25 protein-coding genes are annotated in these 14246 nt (G+C 59.9%); 2 read left to right on the top strand and 23 right to left on the bottom strand.

Going from position 1 to position 14246, the window contains the following annotated elements:
• Positions 1-154 precede the first annotated feature (154 nt).
• Positions 155-1102 (top strand): protein-methionine-sulfoxide reductase catalytic subunit MsrP, encoded by a 948-nt coding sequence (gene msrP / locus PO860_RS06760; protein WP_273884000.1) that lies wholly within the window; start codon positions 155-157, stop codon positions 1100-1102.
• Positions 1102-1764, top strand: a complete 663-nt coding sequence (gene msrQ, locus PO860_RS06755) for a protein-methionine-sulfoxide reductase heme-binding subunit MsrQ (RefSeq protein WP_183606602.1) — start codon at positions 1102-1104, stop codon at positions 1762-1764. The genes msrP and msrQ overlap by 1 nt, the downstream gene beginning before the upstream one ends.
• Before the next feature lie 18 nt (positions 1765-1782).
• Here msrQ and PO860_RS06750 read toward each other — a convergent pair whose 3' ends face one another.
• From PO860_RS06750 to rpsS, 23 genes are all read right to left on the bottom strand, one after another.
• On the bottom strand, positions 1783-2175 hold the full coding sequence (locus PO860_RS06750; RefSeq protein WP_273884002.1) for a ribosomal maturation YjgA family protein: 393 nt from the start codon (positions 2173-2175) through the stop codon (positions 1783-1785).
• A gap of 82 nt (positions 2176-2257) precedes the next feature.
• Positions 2258-2680, bottom strand: a complete 423-nt coding sequence (gene rplQ, locus PO860_RS06745) for a 50S ribosomal protein L17 (protein ID WP_003573769.1) — start codon at positions 2678-2680, stop codon at positions 2258-2260.
• 177 nt (positions 2681-2857) lie between these two features.
• Positions 2858-3868: a DNA-directed RNA polymerase subunit alpha gene (locus tag PO860_RS06740; RefSeq protein WP_003547579.1), complete on the bottom strand. Its 1011-nt coding sequence runs from the start codon at positions 3866-3868 to the stop codon at positions 2858-2860.
• Between the two features lie 97 nt (positions 3869-3965).
• Positions 3966-4355 (bottom strand): 30S ribosomal protein S11, encoded by a 390-nt coding sequence (gene rpsK / locus PO860_RS06735; RefSeq protein ID WP_003547577.1) that lies wholly within the window; start codon positions 4353-4355, stop codon positions 3966-3968.
• A 133-nt stretch (positions 4356-4488) separates the two neighbouring features.
• Positions 4489-4857, bottom strand: coding sequence for a 30S ribosomal protein S13 (gene rpsM / locus PO860_RS06730; protein WP_003573772.1), 369 nt, complete (start codon positions 4855-4857; stop codon positions 4489-4491).
• A gap of 221 nt (positions 4858-5078) precedes the next feature.
• Positions 5079-5729 carry an adenylate kinase gene (locus PO860_RS06725; RefSeq protein ID WP_273884003.1) on the bottom strand — a complete coding sequence of 217 codons (651 nt, stop codon included), beginning with the start codon at positions 5727-5729 and terminating at the stop codon, positions 5079-5081.
• Positions 5726-7066 carry a preprotein translocase subunit SecY gene (secY, locus tag PO860_RS06720; RefSeq protein WP_183606600.1) on the bottom strand — a complete coding sequence of 447 codons (1341 nt, stop codon included), beginning with the start codon at positions 7064-7066 and terminating at the stop codon, positions 5726-5728. The genes PO860_RS06725 and secY overlap by 4 nt, the downstream gene beginning before the upstream one ends.
• A gap of 233 nt (positions 7067-7299) precedes the next feature.
• Positions 7300-7776, bottom strand: a complete 477-nt coding sequence (rplO, locus tag PO860_RS06715; protein WP_097622107.1) for a 50S ribosomal protein L15 — start codon at positions 7774-7776, stop codon at positions 7300-7302.
• A gap of 16 nt (positions 7777-7792) precedes the next feature.
• Entirely contained in the window at positions 7793-8002 is a 210-nt protein-coding gene (rpmD, locus tag PO860_RS06710; protein ID WP_003547566.1) for a 50S ribosomal protein L30, read from the bottom strand.
• 14 nt (positions 8003-8016) lie between these two features.
• Entirely contained in the window at positions 8017-8586 is a 570-nt protein-coding gene (rpsE, locus tag PO860_RS06705; protein ID WP_003573784.1) for a 30S ribosomal protein S5, read from the bottom strand.
• A gap of 130 nt (positions 8587-8716) precedes the next feature.
• Positions 8717-9079 carry a 50S ribosomal protein L18 gene (gene rplR, locus PO860_RS06700; protein WP_097615811.1) on the bottom strand — a complete coding sequence of 121 codons (363 nt, stop codon included), beginning with the start codon at positions 9077-9079 and terminating at the stop codon, positions 8717-8719.
• A gap of 12 nt (positions 9080-9091) precedes the next feature.
• The gene (gene rplF, locus PO860_RS06695; protein WP_003578670.1) at positions 9092-9625 is read right to left on the bottom strand and encodes a 50S ribosomal protein L6; all 534 of its coding nucleotides are present in this window, start codon (positions 9623-9625) and stop codon (positions 9092-9094) included.
• Positions 9626-9667: 42 nt separating this feature from the next.
• Positions 9668-10066: a 30S ribosomal protein S8 gene (gene rpsH, locus PO860_RS06690; protein ID WP_003547562.1), complete on the bottom strand. Its 399-nt coding sequence runs from the start codon at positions 10064-10066 to the stop codon at positions 9668-9670.
• 12 nt (positions 10067-10078) lie between these two features.
• Positions 10079-10384, bottom strand: a complete 306-nt coding sequence (gene rpsN / locus PO860_RS06685) for a 30S ribosomal protein S14 (RefSeq protein ID WP_003573787.1) — start codon at positions 10382-10384, stop codon at positions 10079-10081.
• A gap of 32 nt (positions 10385-10416) precedes the next feature.
• Positions 10417-10974, bottom strand: a complete 558-nt coding sequence (gene rplE, locus PO860_RS06680; RefSeq protein ID WP_003573788.1) for a 50S ribosomal protein L5 — start codon at positions 10972-10974, stop codon at positions 10417-10419.
• Positions 10967-11275: a 50S ribosomal protein L24 gene (gene rplX, locus PO860_RS06675; protein WP_097622109.1), complete on the bottom strand. Its 309-nt coding sequence runs from the start codon at positions 11273-11275 to the stop codon at positions 10967-10969. Before rplX ends, rplE begins: the two co-directional genes overlap by 8 nt.
• An 11-nt stretch (positions 11276-11286) precedes the next feature.
• A complete protein-coding gene (gene rplN / locus PO860_RS06670) occupies positions 11287-11655 on the bottom strand; it encodes a 50S ribosomal protein L14 (protein WP_003573790.1) in 369 nt (122 codons plus the stop codon).
• Between the two features lie 259 nt (positions 11656-11914).
• On the bottom strand, positions 11915-12154 hold the full coding sequence (gene rpsQ, locus PO860_RS06665) for a 30S ribosomal protein S17 (RefSeq protein ID WP_003573791.1): 240 nt from the start codon (positions 12152-12154) through the stop codon (positions 11915-11917).
• A gap of 12 nt (positions 12155-12166) precedes the next feature.
• Complete coding sequence (rpmC, locus tag PO860_RS06660; protein ID WP_003547556.1) at positions 12167-12367, bottom strand: 50S ribosomal protein L29; 201 nt, start codon at positions 12365-12367, stop codon at positions 12167-12169.
• Between the two features lie 12 nt (positions 12368-12379).
• Positions 12380-12793 carry a 50S ribosomal protein L16 gene (rplP, locus tag PO860_RS06655; RefSeq protein WP_003573792.1) on the bottom strand — a complete coding sequence of 138 codons (414 nt, stop codon included), beginning with the start codon at positions 12791-12793 and terminating at the stop codon, positions 12380-12382.
• A 36-nt stretch (positions 12794-12829) separates the two neighbouring features.
• A complete protein-coding gene (gene rpsC, locus PO860_RS06650; protein ID WP_003587196.1) occupies positions 12830-13561 on the bottom strand; it encodes a 30S ribosomal protein S3 in 732 nt (243 codons plus the stop codon).
• A complete protein-coding gene (gene rplV, locus PO860_RS06645) occupies positions 13561-13950 on the bottom strand; it encodes a 50S ribosomal protein L22 (RefSeq protein ID WP_003573794.1) in 390 nt (129 codons plus the stop codon). The genes rpsC and rplV overlap by 1 nt, the downstream gene beginning before the upstream one ends.
• 2 nt (positions 13951-13952) lie before the next feature.
• Positions 13953-14231 (bottom strand): 30S ribosomal protein S19, encoded by a 279-nt coding sequence (gene rpsS, locus PO860_RS06640; protein WP_003573797.1) that lies wholly within the window; start codon positions 14229-14231, stop codon positions 13953-13955.
• Positions 14232-14246: the final 15 nt, after the last annotated feature.

The following is a 14246-nucleotide window of genomic DNA, read 5'->3' as shown; positions in this document are numbered from 1 at the left end:
TTCGGCGCGACGTTTCGTTACAGCCTATTCCATCACGGCCGAACACAAAAAATTGGCTTCCCGTCAGCAATATTCAAGGCTTAGAGACTCATCCGAACATGCGGATGGTTCGTTTAAAGACTATATTGCAGAAATCCGCCCAGGAGGTTTCGACATGCCAAGCTATCGCCCGCCGAAGATCGCGTCATCGGAGATCACGCCGCGCCAGGTCTATGTGCGCCGTCGTGAATTTCTCGGCGCGGCAGCGCTTGGCGCCATGGCGCTCTACAGCGCCGGCAAGGCGAGTGCTGCGGCGCTTTCCGCCGTAGAGAGCAAGTACAAGGTCGACGAGAAGCCGACGCCGATCAAGGACGTCACCACCTACAACAACTTCTATGAATTCGGCCTCGACAAGGGTGACCCCGCCGCTCTTTCCGGCGATTTCAAGCCGCTGCCCTGGACGGTCAAGGTCGACGGCATGGTCAACAAGCCCGGCACTTTCGACCTCGAGGCGCTGATCAAGGAATTCCCGATCGAGGAGCGCACCTATCGGATGCGCTGCGTCGAGGCCTGGTCGATGGTCATTCCCTGGGACGGCTTTCCACTGGCATCGCTGCTCGAAAAGGTGGAGCCGCTCGGCAGCGCCAAATACGTCGCCTTCGAAACCGTGGTGCGGCCGGAGGAGATGCCGGGGCAGAAGGGCTTCTTCCAGTCGCTCGACTGGCCCTATGTCGAGGGTCTGCGCCTGGACGAGGCGCGCCATCCGCTGACGCTGCTTGCCGTCGGGCTTTATGGCGAAACGCTGCCGAACCAGAACGGCGCGCCGATCCGGCTCGTCGTGCCGTGGAAATACGGCTTCAAGGGCATCAAGTCGATCGTCAGGATCACACTCACCGACCAGCAGCCCAAGAATACCTGGCAGGTCACCAATGCGCAGGAATACGGCTTCTACGCCAACGTCAATCCTGCCGTCGACCATCCACGCTGGAGCCAAGCCAGCGAACGGCGCATCGGCGAAAGCGGCTTCTTTGGCGCGAGCCGCCATCCCACCCTACCCTTCAACGGCTATGCCGACGAGGTGGCGAGCCTCTATGCCGGCATGGATCTGAAGGCGAATTTCTGATGGCGGAACTGTCGCTCGCCATCCCCAAGCGCTGGCAGCCCGCTTCCATCTGGCTGCTTTATGTCGTCGGGCTCGCGCCCGCCGCCTGGACCTTCTATCTCGGGGCGACCGATCAGCTCGGCGCCGATCCGGTCAAGACCTTCGAGCTCTTCCTCGGCATCTGGACGATCCGTTTCCTGATCGCAACGCTTGCCGTCTCCCCTGCCCGCGAGCTTTTCGGCTGGAACTATCTGCGCTATCGCCGCGCGCTCGGCCTGCTGACCTTTTATTACGCGCTGATGCACTTCACCGTCTACATGGTGCTCGACCAGGCGATGGACATTCCTGCGGTCATCAACGATGTGCTGAAGCGCCCCTTCATCATGTTCGGCATGGCCGGGCTTGCGATGCTCATTCCGCTGGCGCTGACATCCAACAATTTTTCGATCCGCCGCCTCGGCAAGAATTGGATCTGGCTGCACCGCCTCGTCTACATCATCGCCGCCAGCGGGGCGCTGCATTTCGCGCTCTCGACCAAGATCCTCGATCTCGAGCAATATATCTATGTCGGGCTGATCATCGCGCTCATCCTCTACCGCTCCTATCGGCCGATCGCACGCAGCCGAAAGAAGGGCCAAGGACGGCCACGCAATCGCGCCGTGGCGTCGCCATCCGAGGCGTAAGCGACCGGCGAGAATGGATCACCGATATGCTGGATCAAGGGCCCAGGCCGCGGCGATGCCGATGGCATAAGCCAGCATATTCCAAAGCGAGAATATCCGCCCAAGCAGCAGCGCGCCCGCCGTGGTCAGCCGAAAGGCGTCGAGCCAGGGCGTATGATAGAGCCGGAACAATTCCACTGAGATCGCTATGAACAGCGCTGCGACGGCAATTGCTGTCGGCCGTGACCTTGCGACCAAGAGCGCCACGAGCAGATAGACCATCGCTCCCCAGAGCGCCGATCCGCCATATTTGACGACGATGAAAGGCAGATCGGCCGCATAGCCAAACCTGCGGAGCACCAGCCCGAGAACGAGAAACAGGGCGGCCAGACGAAGGAGCTGCGGAGAGCGAGTCTGAATGATTTTGCGCAATGGAGCCGGTCCCGTCACTATATCAGAAACAAAAAAAGCCGGGCTTTGCAGCCCGGCTGTTTTGTTCCGCCGGAGCGAAAGATTAAGCGGCGACGGCCTGTTCTTCGGCAGCGACGCGGGCCTTGTCGGCTGCGCCCTTGGCAAAGGTGTCGCGATCAACGAATTCGACAACGGCCATGGCGGCGTTGTCGCCCTGGCGGAAGCCGGCCTTCATGATGCGCAGGTAACCGCCATTGCGGGTGGCGTAACGCGTTGCGATCGTGTCGAACAGCTTCGAAACGACGGCAGCATCGCGGATCTGCGAGATCGCCTGGCGGCGAGCATGCAGGTCGCCGCGCTTGCCGAGCGTGACGAGCTTCTCGACGATCGGACGGATTTCCTTGGCCTTCGGCAGGGTCGTGACGATCTGCTCGTGGGTAATCAGCGAAGCCGCCATGTTGGCGAACATCGCCTTGCGATGGCTTGCAGTTCTATTCAGCTTGCGGCCGGCTTTACCATGGCGCATTGCTATTCTCCTTTAATGCAGGTGCCCTTACGCTAAGTGGGCCTGCCGTTTCCTGGCACATGCAGGCGATCGGCCTGCTGTTTGACGGGGAAAGGCAGCCGAAAGAGCCTGCCTTTTGTTATGTTCTCGCGATCGGCGTGCGGGCGGAAAACCGCTTCACACTTTTCCTCACGCCGCTCAGTATTGGTCTTCGTAACGCTTGGCGAGATCTTCGATGTTCTCGGGCGGCCATGCCGGCACTTCCATGCCGAGGTGCAGGCCCATGGAAGCGAGAACTTCCTTGATTTCGTTCAGCGACTTGCGACCAAAATTCGGCGTGCGGAGCATTTCTGCTTCGGTCTTCTGAATGAGGTCGCCGATGTAGACGATGTTGTCGTTCTTCAGGCAGTTTGCCGAACGGACCGACAGTTCGAGTTCGTCCACCTTCTTGAGGAGAGCCGGGTTGAAAGCGAGTTCGGTGACTGCTTCCTCTTCGGTTTCCTTCTGCGGCTCGTCGAAGTTGACGAAGACGCCAAGCTGATCCTGGAGGATGCGCGCCGCGAAAGCGACGGCGTCTTCGCCGGTGATCGAGCCATCGGTTTCGATGGTCATGTTCAGCTTGTCGTAGTCGAGAACCTGTCCTTCGCGGGTATTTTCAACCTTGTAGGACACCTTCTTGACCGGCGAATAGAGGCTGTCGACCGGGATGAGACCGATCGGAGCATCTTCCGCACGATTGCGTTCGGCCGGAACATAGCCCTTGCCGTTGTTGACGGTGAACTCCATGCGGATTTCGGCGCCCTCGTCGAGCGTGCAGATCACATGCTCGGGGTTGAGGATTTCGATATCGCCGACCGTCTGAATGTCGCCAGCCGTGACAACGCCCGGGCCCTGCTTACGCACGACCATGCGCTTTGCGTCGTCGCCATCCATCTTGATGGCGATTTCCTTGATGTTGAGCACGATGTCCGTCACGTCTTCGCGGACGCCCGGAATCGAGGAGAATTCATGCAGCACGCCATCGATCTGCACCGCCGTGACGGCAGCGCCGCGCAGCGAGGAGAGCAGAACGCGGCGAAGCGCATTGCCGAGGGTCAGGCCGAAGCCGCGCTCCAGCGGTTCGGCAACAAGCGTCGCCCTGGTGCGCGAGCTCGAAGAGAACTCCACCTTGTTCGGCTTGATCAGTTCCTGCCAGTTCTTCTGAATCATGAGTTTGCCTTCCGTTCGTTGCCACCATCCAATCGTGGCAACCGAGCTTGAAAACCACCGGGAGCGCCAAGGCGCTCACCAGTGACGAGAGCGATGATCAGACGCGGCGCTTCTTGCGCGGACGGCAGCCATTGTGCGGGATCGGGGTCACGTCGCGGATGGACGTGATCATGAAACCTGCAGCCTGGAGCGCACGCAGAGCCGATTCGCGACCCGAACCCGGACCGCAGACTTCGACTTCCAGCGACTTCATGCCGTGTTCCTGAGCCTTCTTGGCGCAGTCTTCGGCAGCGATCTGGGCAGCGAACGGGGTCGACTTGCGCGAGCCCTTGAAGCCCTTGGCGCCAGCCGACGACCAAGCGATCGCATTGCCCTGCGCATCGGTGATGGTGATCATCGTGTTGTTGAAGGTCGAGTTGACGTGGGCGACACCCGACGAGATATTCTTGCGCTCGCGACGGCGAACGCGGACGGCTTCCTTAGCCATGGTATTCCTTTCGTTGATCTCTTCACCGCCGTAATGCCAGCGGCTACACCGGAACGGCGCCTATATGGTCCCGCTCCAAACTCAAAAGAGGCCGGCGCAGACCGCCAGCCTCCCTACCCCGGTTTCCCGGAAATTACTTCTTCTTACCAGCGATTGCCTTTGCCGGACCCTTACGGGTGCGGGCATTGGTGTGCGTGCGCTGACCGCGGACCGGAAGGCCGCGGCGATGACGCAGGCCGCGGTAGCAGCCGAGGTCCATCAGACGCTTGATGTTCATCGCGGTATCGCGACGAAGATCACCTTCGACCTGATAGTCGCGGTCGATGGCTTCGCGGATCTGAAGGACTTCTGCGTCCGTCAGCTGATGCACACGACGCTCAGCCGGGATACCGACCTTCTCGACGATTTCCTGTGCGAATTTCGGACCGATCCCGTGAATGTAGGTCAGCGCGATAACAACGCGCTTCGCAGTCGGGATGTTGACGCCAGCGATACGTGCCACGCCTGTTCTCCTTGCATTCCAGTTGCCATCCGGCAAGTGGGCTTCGTTACGCGGCCTTTGGAACCGCTCGTTCAGATTTACGTCCGCAACATGTCAAAACGACCGCACCCGGACTTCCCTGGGAAATCCGCGCCGATCGCATGGAATGTCGCGAGTTGGCGCGGTGTTTAGCGGAATCACTGCTGAAAAGCAACCGTTCCACCAAGTTTATTTTCAAAGCCTTAAAGCTTGGAAAGAATGCTTTCGACCTCTGCCGTCACCTGATCGATCTCCGCCATGCCGTCCACGGACCTGAGTTTGCCCTTGGCATGGTAATAGCCGATCAGCGGCGAGGTTTCCTTGTAGTAGACCTGCAGCCGCGCCGTCATGGTCTCCGGATTGTCATCCGGACGGCGCTTGAAGTGGGTGGAACCGCACTTGTCGCAGACGCCTTCGGCAGCAGGAACCTTGTCGGTATCGTGATAGACGCCGCCGCACTGTGCGCAGGAGTAGCGACCGGCGACACGACGGACCAGTTCCTCATCATCGACACGGAATTCGATGACGACGGACAGGCCGAGGCCCTTTGCCCTCAGCATTGCCTCGGTGGCATCCGCCTGGACGAGCGTCCTCGGGAAACCGTCGAGAATGAAGCCATTGGCGCAATCGGGCTGATCGATTCGCTCGGAAACGATAGCGATAACGATCTCATCGGAGACAAGCTTGCCGGCGTCCATGACCGCTTTGGCGCGCTTACCGACATCCGTACCGGCGTTGACCGCTGCACGCAGCATGTCCCCCGTGGAAAGCTGCGGAATGCCGTGCCTTTCCACGATCCGCTGGGCCTGGGTTCCCTTACCCGCGCCTGGCGGCCCCAAAAGGATAAGTCTCATCGCCCCCTCTTTCCTCCACGCAACTTCGATTTCTTGATCAGGCCTTCGTATTGCTGCGCGATCAGGTGACCCTGGATCTGTGCAACCGTATCAAGAGTTACGCTAACCACGATCAAAAGCGAAGTCCCACCAAGGGATAATGGGATGCCGGTTTGCGACACCAAGATCTCCGGAAGGATGCAGACGAAGACGAGATAGAGCGCGCCGATCACCGTGATTCGGGTCAGCACGTAGTCGATATATTCGGCGGTGCGCTCGCCCGGGCGGATGCCGGGAATGAAGCCGCCATGCTTCTTCAGATTGTCGGCCGTGTCCTTCGGATTGAAGACGATGGCCGTATAGAAGAAGGCAAAGAAGGCGATCAGCGCTGCATAGAGCACCATGTAGAGCGGCTGGCCGTGGCCGAGCGCCGCGACGATCGACGTCGCCCAGGAGGGCATCGCCGTGGTGTTGGCAAAGCCCGCAAGCGTTGCCGGCAGCAGCAGCAGCGACGAGGCGAAGATCGCCGGAATGACGCCCGAGGTGTTGAGCTTCAGCGGCAGGTGCGAGGTATCGCCCTGGAACATGCGGTTGCCGACCTGGCGCTTCGGATACTGGATCAGCAGCCGGCGCTGCGCCCGCTCGACGAAGACGATGACGCCGATGACGCCGATCGCGACGATAATGACGAGCAGGATGAGGAAGGTCGACAGTGCGCCGGTGCGGCCGAGTTCGAGCGTGCCGGCAAGAGCTGTCGGAAGACCGGCGGCGATGCCGGCGAAGATGATCAGCGAGATGCCGTTGCCGATGCCGCGCGAGGTGATCTGCTCGCCGAGCCACATCAGGAACATCGTGCCGCCGAGCAGCGTCAGAACGGTCGACACACGGAAGAACCAGCCCGGCTCGACGACGAGGCCCTGGCCGCTCTCAAGGCCGGCGGCAATGCCGTAGGCCTGCAGCGCACCGAGGATGACGGTGCCATAGCGGGTATACTGGTTGATGATCTTGCGGCCCTGCTCGCCCTCCTTCTTGAGGTTTTCGAGCGCCGGCACGACCGAGGTCATGAGCTGCACGATGATCGAAGCAGAGATATAGGGCATGATGCCGAGCGCGAAGATCGCCATGCGCTGGACAGCACCGCCCGAGAACATGTTGAAAAGGCCGAGAATGCCGCCTGCCTGGCCGCGGAAAGCCTGGGCATAGGCTTCGGGATTGAGACCCGGAAGCGGAATATGGGTGCCGAGCCTGTAGACGAGGAGAGCTGCCAGTGTGAACCACAAGCGCTTCTTCAAATCCTCGGCTTTGGCAAAGGTCGAAAAATTGAGGTTGGATGCCAATTGTTCCGCTGCAGAAGCCATGCGATTCTCCGCGCTACCAATTCCGGCGTCTCTGGGGGATAGGCCGGCCCCGGAATCAGTATGAAAATTATTCAAAACCGGGTTCAGAACGGATTGCAATGCAACCCCATGCCTCACCCTCGTTTTAGTCTTACCGGCATGACGCGGGCGCGCCAGCCAAGTTTTTGTGAGGCCCACATATGGGAGCAAAATCGCCCGGTGTGAAGCACCCCGGGCGATATATCATCAGATTATTATTCGGCAGCAGCCGGAGCCGAAAGCAGCGTCACGGCGCCGCCGGCCTTTTCGATCTTCTCGACGGCAGGCTTGGAAGCGCCTGCAACGACGATGGTGATCTTGGCCTTGAGCTCGCCGTCGGCGAGAACGCGCACGCCATCCTTCGGGCGACGGATGACGCCAGCGGCCTTGAGGGCAGCTGCGTCAACGGTCGCCTTGGCGTCGAGCTTGCCGGCGTCGATCGCGGCCTGGATACGGCCGAGCGACACGACAACAAAATCGGAAGCGAAAATGTTGTTGAAGCCGCGCTTCGGCAGGCGACGATAGATCGGCATCTGGCCGCCTTCGAAGCCGTTGATGGCGACGCCCGAACGGGACTTCTGACCCTTCACACCGCGACCGCCGGTCTTGCCCGAGCCCGAACCGATACCGCGGCCGAGGCGCTTGCGGCTGTGAGTCGAGCCTTCGTTGTCTTTAATTTCATTGAGTTTCATGAGCGTTTCCTCCGTCTCACTTCTCGTCGACGACGCGAACGAGATGCTGGACAGCACGGATCATGCCACGAACGGAAGGAGTATCCTCCAGCGTGCGGCGACGGTGCATCTTGTTCAGTCCGAGACCGATCAGCGTGCGCTGCTGAACATCCGGACGGCGAATCGGGCTGCCGATCTGTTCGATCGTGACAGTCTTCGCTTCAGCCTTCTTGGTAGCCTTGGCCATCTGTCAGACTCCTCTTATTCTTCAGAGGCGTTGCCGGAGGCGCTACGACGAGCCTGCAGCGTTGCATACTTGATGCCGCGCTGAGCTGCGATGTCCTTCGGGTGAACCTGGTGCTTCAGAGCGTCGAAGGTGGCGCGAACCATGTTGTAGGGGTTCGACGAACCAGTCGACTTGGCGACGACGTCATGCATGCCGAGGGTTTCGAATACGGCGCGCATCGGACCGCCGGCGATGATGCCGGTACCGACCTTGGCCGAGCGCAGCAGAACCTTGCCGGCGCCGTGGCGGCCATGAACGTCGTGATGCAGCGTACGGCCGTCACGCAGCGGTACGAAGATCAGTTCGCGCTTGGCGGCTTCGGTTGCCTTGCGGATGGCTTCCGGCACTTCGCGTGCCTTGCCATGGCCGAAGCCGACGCGGCCCTTCTGGTCGCCGACGACGACGAGTGCTGCGAAACCGAAACGACGGCCGCCCTTGACGACCTTGGCGACGCGGTTGATCGCGACCAGCTTGTCGACGAACTCGCTATCGCGCTCTTCACGGCTCTGGCGGTCTTCCCGCTGCGGCCTTCTTTCCTGTGCCATTGTCCTCTTCCTTTTTCTTTTCCGGGTGCAATCGGCAAACAAATGTGGACCGCATCAGCCTCCCCTTTCGGAGAGTGCCTGCGGTCCGGTGAAATCCGGCCGGCGCTAAAAGCGTCCGGCCGGAAACTGATCAGAAGGTGAGACCGCCTTCGCGGGCTGCATCGGCGAGAGCCTTGATGCGGCCGTGATAGATGAAGGCGCCACGGTCGAACACGACTTCCGTAACACCGGCCTTGGAGGCGCGCTCGGCAACGAGCTTGCCGACAACGGCAGCGGCGGCGGTATCGGCACCGGTCTTCAGAGAACCGCGCAGATCCTTATCGAGGGTGGAGGCAGACGCAAGCGTCTTGCCGGCCACATCATCGATGACCTGGGCGTAGATGTTCTTCGAGGAGCGATGAACCGACAGGCGCGGACGGCCATTGGCCACCGACTTGAGATGACGGCGCACGCGGTTGGCACGACGTGCAAGTGCTTCTTTCCTGCTAGCCATTTCGCGTGATCCTTACTTCTTCTTGCCTTCTTTGCGGACGATCCGCTCGTCAGCGTACTTGACGCCCTTGCCCTTGTAGGGCTCGGGACCGCGATATTCGCGGATTTCAGCGGCGACCTGACCAACCTGCTGCTTATTGATGCCGGAGACAACAATTTCAGTCGGCTTCGGAACGGCGATCGTGATGCCGACCGGCGGCTCATAGATCACATCATGGCTGAAACCGAGAGCCAGCTGCAGGTTCTTGCCCTGCAGAGAAGCGCGGTAACCGACGCCGTTGATTTCAAGCTTGCGCTCAAAGCCGTCCTTGACGCCCTTGAAGATGCCTTCGATCATCGTGCGGGACATGCCCCACTTCGAACGTGCATCCTTGGTCTGGTTTACGGGCGTCACGACGACCGCGTTGTTTTCGAGCTTGAGGCTGATTTCGTCATTTGCAACGAAAAACAGCTCGCCCTTCGGGCCCTTTGCAGTCACCTTCTGGCCATCGACCGTAGCCGTGATCCCAGCAGGCACCTGAACGGGCTTTTTACCGATACGAGACATGTTTCAATCCTGTCTGTTCGCTATGGAAATCCTTGCCCGGCCTTAGAAGACCGAGCAAAGAACCTCGCCACCAACGTTCTGTTCGCGAGCCTGGTGATCGGCCATCACACCTTTCGGAGTCGAAAGGATGGTGATGCCGAGGCCGTTCGCGACCTGCGGAATGGACTTGACCGAGACATAAACCCGGCGGCCCGGCTTGGACACACGGCCGATCTCACGGATCACCGATGCGCCTTCATAATATTTCAGCTCGATGCTGAGTTCCGACTTGCCATTGCCGAAATCGACAACGGAATAGCCACGGATGTAGCCTTCGGACTGCAGGACATCGAGAACACGTGCACGGAGCTTGGACGCAGGCGTCGAGACCGACGACTTGCGGCGGGAAGCGCCGTTACGGATACGGGTGAGCATATCGCCCAACGGATCAGTCATTGTCATGTAACCTGCTCCTTACCAGCTCGACTTGACGATACCCGGCACCTTGCCGAGATTGCCCAGTTCACGCAGCGCAATACGCGACATGCGCAGTTTGCGGTAATATGCGCGCGGACGCCCCGAAACTTCGCAACGGTTGCGAATACGGGTCTTCGATCCATCACGCGGCAGGGATGCCAGCTTGATCGAGGCCTTGAACCGCTCTTCGATCGGAAGAGCCTGGTTCATGATGATCGCCTTCAACGCAGCCCGCTTCGCGGCCTGGTTTGCGACCGTAGTACGGCGGCGCTTGTTCTTTTCAACTGCGCTTGTCTTCGCCATGTCAGGTTCCTTTTCTACGCTCGTCGTTACGGTTATTGACGGAACGGGAAGCTGAACTCTTTCAGAAGAGCCCGTGCTTCGTCGTCGGTCGTCGCCGTCGTGCAAACGATGATGTCCATGCCCCACATCTGATCAACCTTGTCGTAGTTGATCTCAGGGAACACAATGTGCTCCTTGATGCCCATGGCGAAGTTGCCACGGCCGTCAAAGCTCTTCGGGTTCAGGCCGCGGAAGTCGCGAACGCGCGGGAGCGCGATGTTCACGAGACGGTCCAGGAACTCGTACATGCGGGCGCCGCGCAGGGTGACCTTCGCGCCGATCGGCATCTGTTCGCGGACCTTGAAGCCTGCGATGGAGTTGCGTGCGCGGGTGATGACCGGCTTCTGGCCGGCGATCGCTGCGAGGTCGGCGGCAGCAACCGTCGGCTTCTTCGAGTCAGCGGTCGCTTCGCCAACACCCATGTTGATCACGATCTTGTCGAGCTTCGGGATCATCATCTCGTTGGCGTAGGAGAACTGCTCCTGCATCGCCTTGCGGATGCGCTCGACATATTCCTTCTTGAGCCGCGGCTCGTATTTTGCCTCAGCCATCGATCACTTCTCCAGAACGCTTGGCCACACGGACCTTCTTGCCGTCAACAACCTTGAAACCGACGCGGGTCGGCTTGCCGTCCTTGTCGACGATTGCAACGTTGGACAGGTGGACCGGGGCTTCCTTGTTGATGATGCCGGCTTCCTGGGTCTGCGTCTGGCGCTGATGGCGCTTGACGACGTTGACGCCACGAACAACGGCACGATCTTCCTTCGGCATGACCTGGACAACTTCGCCGGTACGGCCCTTGTCCTTGCCAGCGAGCATGACGACCTTGTCGCCCTTACGAATCTTCTGCATCGCTTCGCTCCTTACAGTACTTCGGGAGCCAGCGAGATGATCTTCATGTGGTTCTTGGCGCGAAGTTCGCGCGGAACCGGTCCGAAGATACGGGTGCCGATCGGCTCTTTTTTGTTGTCGATGAGGACTGCTGCGTTGGTGTCGAAGCGGATGACGGAGCCATCCGGACGACGGATATCCTTGGCGGTGCGAACGACAACCGCCTTCATCACGTCACCCTTCTTCACACGGCCGCGCGGGATCGCTTCCTTGATCGAAACGACGATAACGTCGCCGATCGAGGCATACTTGCGCTTCGAGCCGCCCAGCACCTTGATGCACATGACACGACGTGCGCCGGAATTATCCGCGACGTCGAGGTTTGTTTGCATCTGAATCATATCAGGTCGCCTTCTTGGTTTACCGGAATGGTTGGGCTAGCCCCCTACTCCGGCTTATGAAAATTTTCGCCGGCCGAGCTGCCATGACGGCAACACAGACGCGGCAATAGCTGAATAGCGCGGGATCGATCGTGCCAGGGTGGTTTCCCGAACGGGACCTTCCGTGCGCTCAAAGCAAAAGAACGCCCGGCATTCGAGCGTTCTGACGCTGCTTCATACAGATATTTCGGCGAGACGCAAGGCCTCGCACAAAATTCTGTTACTGGCCCTGGGCGGAAATCACCGTCCAGCGCTTGTCCTTGGAGATCGGCGCGCATTCCTCGATGGATACGGTATCGCCAATCTTGTACTGGTTGTTCTCGTCGTGGGCCTTGTACTTCTTGGAACGACGAACGGTCTTCTGGAGCAGCGGGTGAGCGAAACGACGCTCGACGCGAACCACTACCGTCTTCTCGTTCTTGTCGCCAACGACGACGCCCTGCAGGATGCGCTTCGGCATATTTTTCTTCCTTTAGGCCTTAACTTCTGCCGCCTTCTGGCGGGCAATGGTTTTCACGCGGGCGATGTCCTTGCGGACCTCGTTGATGCGCGAGGACTTTTCGAGCTGGCCGGTCGCCTTCTGGAAGCGCAGGTTGAACTGCTCCTTCTTCAGCTTGGCAAGCTCGTCCTTGAGTTGGTCGGCGGTGAAGCCGCGAACATCTGAGGCTTTCATGAGCTCAATCCCTTACTCTGCAATGCGCTGAACGAAGCGCGTCTTGACCGAGAGCTTGGCAGAGCCGAGACGAAGCGCCTCGCGGGCGATTTCTTCGCTGACACCATCGATCTCGAACATCATACGGCCGGGCTTGACCTTGCATGCCCAGTATTCAACGGAGCCCTTACCCTTACCCATGCGGACTTCGGTCGGCTTTGCGGTTACCGGAACGTCCGGGAACACGCGGATCCATACACGGCCGGCGCGCTTCATATAACGCGTGATCGCGCGGCGGGCCGCTTCGATCTCGCGCGCGTTGACGCGGTTGGGTTCCTGAGCCTTCAGGCCGAATTCGCCGAATGCCAGGTCAGAACCGCCCTTGGCGACGCCCTTGATGCGGCCCTTGAACTGCTTGCGGTACTTGGTACGCTTTGGCTGCAACATTTTCTTATTCTCCGAACTTCTCTGCCACGCGCGCTATCAAGCGTTGTCGCGGCGACGGTCTCTGTCGCGGTCACGATCACGGCTTGCCGGACCCTGGGCGTCACCTTCCATCGCACGGCGCTCGGAAGCCATCGGATCGTGCTCAAGGATTTCGCCCTTGAAGATCCAGACCTTGATGCCGCAGATGCCGAATGCGGTTTCTGCTTCAGCCGTGCCGTAGTCGATGTCGGCGCGCAGCGTGTGCAGCGGCACACGACCTTCGCGGTACCATTCCGTACGAGCGATTTCAGCGCCGCCGAGACGACCGGCGCAGGTGATCTTGATGCCTTCGGCGCCAAGACGCATCGCGGACTGAACGGCGCGCTTCATGGCGCGGCGGAAAGCCACGCGGCGCTCGAGCTGCTGGGCGATCGACTGAGCGACCAGCGTCGCATCGACTTCGGGCTTGCGCACTTCGACGATGTTGAGGTGCGTTTCCGAATTCGTCATGTCCGACAGCTTCTTGCGGAGCTTGTCGATGTCGGCGCCCTTGCGGCCGATGATCAGGCCCGGACGTGCCGAGTGGATCGTGACGCGGCACTTCTTGTGCGGACGCTCGATGACCACCTTGGAGATCCCGGCCTGCTTCAGTTCGCTCATGACGAACTTGCGCATCTTCAGGTCTTCGTGCAGCAGCTGGCCGTACTCGGCATTGTCCGCAAACCAGCGGCTATCCCAGGTACGGTTGATGCCAAGACGGAAACCGATTGGATTGATTTTCTGACCCATTATGCGGCCTCCTCTACTGCCTGCACTTCACGAACGACGATCGTCAGGTGCGCGAAGGGCTTTTCAATGCGCGACGCACGACCGCGACCACGAGCGTGGAAACGCTTCATGACGATCGACTTGCCGACATAGGCCTCGGCGACGACGAGAGCGTCGACGTCGAGATCGTGGTTGTTCTCGGCGTTGGCGATCGCAGATTCGAGCGTCTTCTTGACGGCACCTGCGATGCGCTTGCGGGAGAACTCCAGCTCAGCGAGTGCGCGCTCGACCTTCTTGCCGCGGATAGCCGCAGCAACCAGGTTGAGCTTCTGGGGGCTGACGCGGAGCGTGCGGGCGACTGCTTGCGCCTCGTTGTCCTTCAGCCGGCGTTCGGCTTTTGCCTTGCCCATTGTTACTTCCTCTTCGCCTTCTTGTCCGCGCCGTGACCGTAGTAGGTGCGGGTCGGAGAGAATTCACCGAATTTGTGACCGACCATGTCTTCATTGACGCTGACCGGGATATGCTTGCTGCCGTTGTAGACGCCGAAGGTAAGACCGACGAACTGCGGCAGGATCGTGGAGCGACGGCTCCAGATCTTGATCACTTCTGCACGTCCGCCTTCACGAACCTTCTCAGCCTTCTTGAGAAGATAGCCGTCAACGAACGGACCTTTCCATACTGAACGAGCCATTGGAGACTTCCTCTC

Origin of the sequence: Rhizobium binxianense, assembly GCF_028994275.1 — a bacterium.
In the GTDB taxonomy this organism is placed as follows: Bacteria; Pseudomonadota; Alphaproteobacteria; order Rhizobiales; family Rhizobiaceae; genus Rhizobium; species Rhizobium binxianense.
Note: the sequence above shows the minus strand (reverse complement) of the source record. Positions and strands in the feature narration are given on the sequence as shown.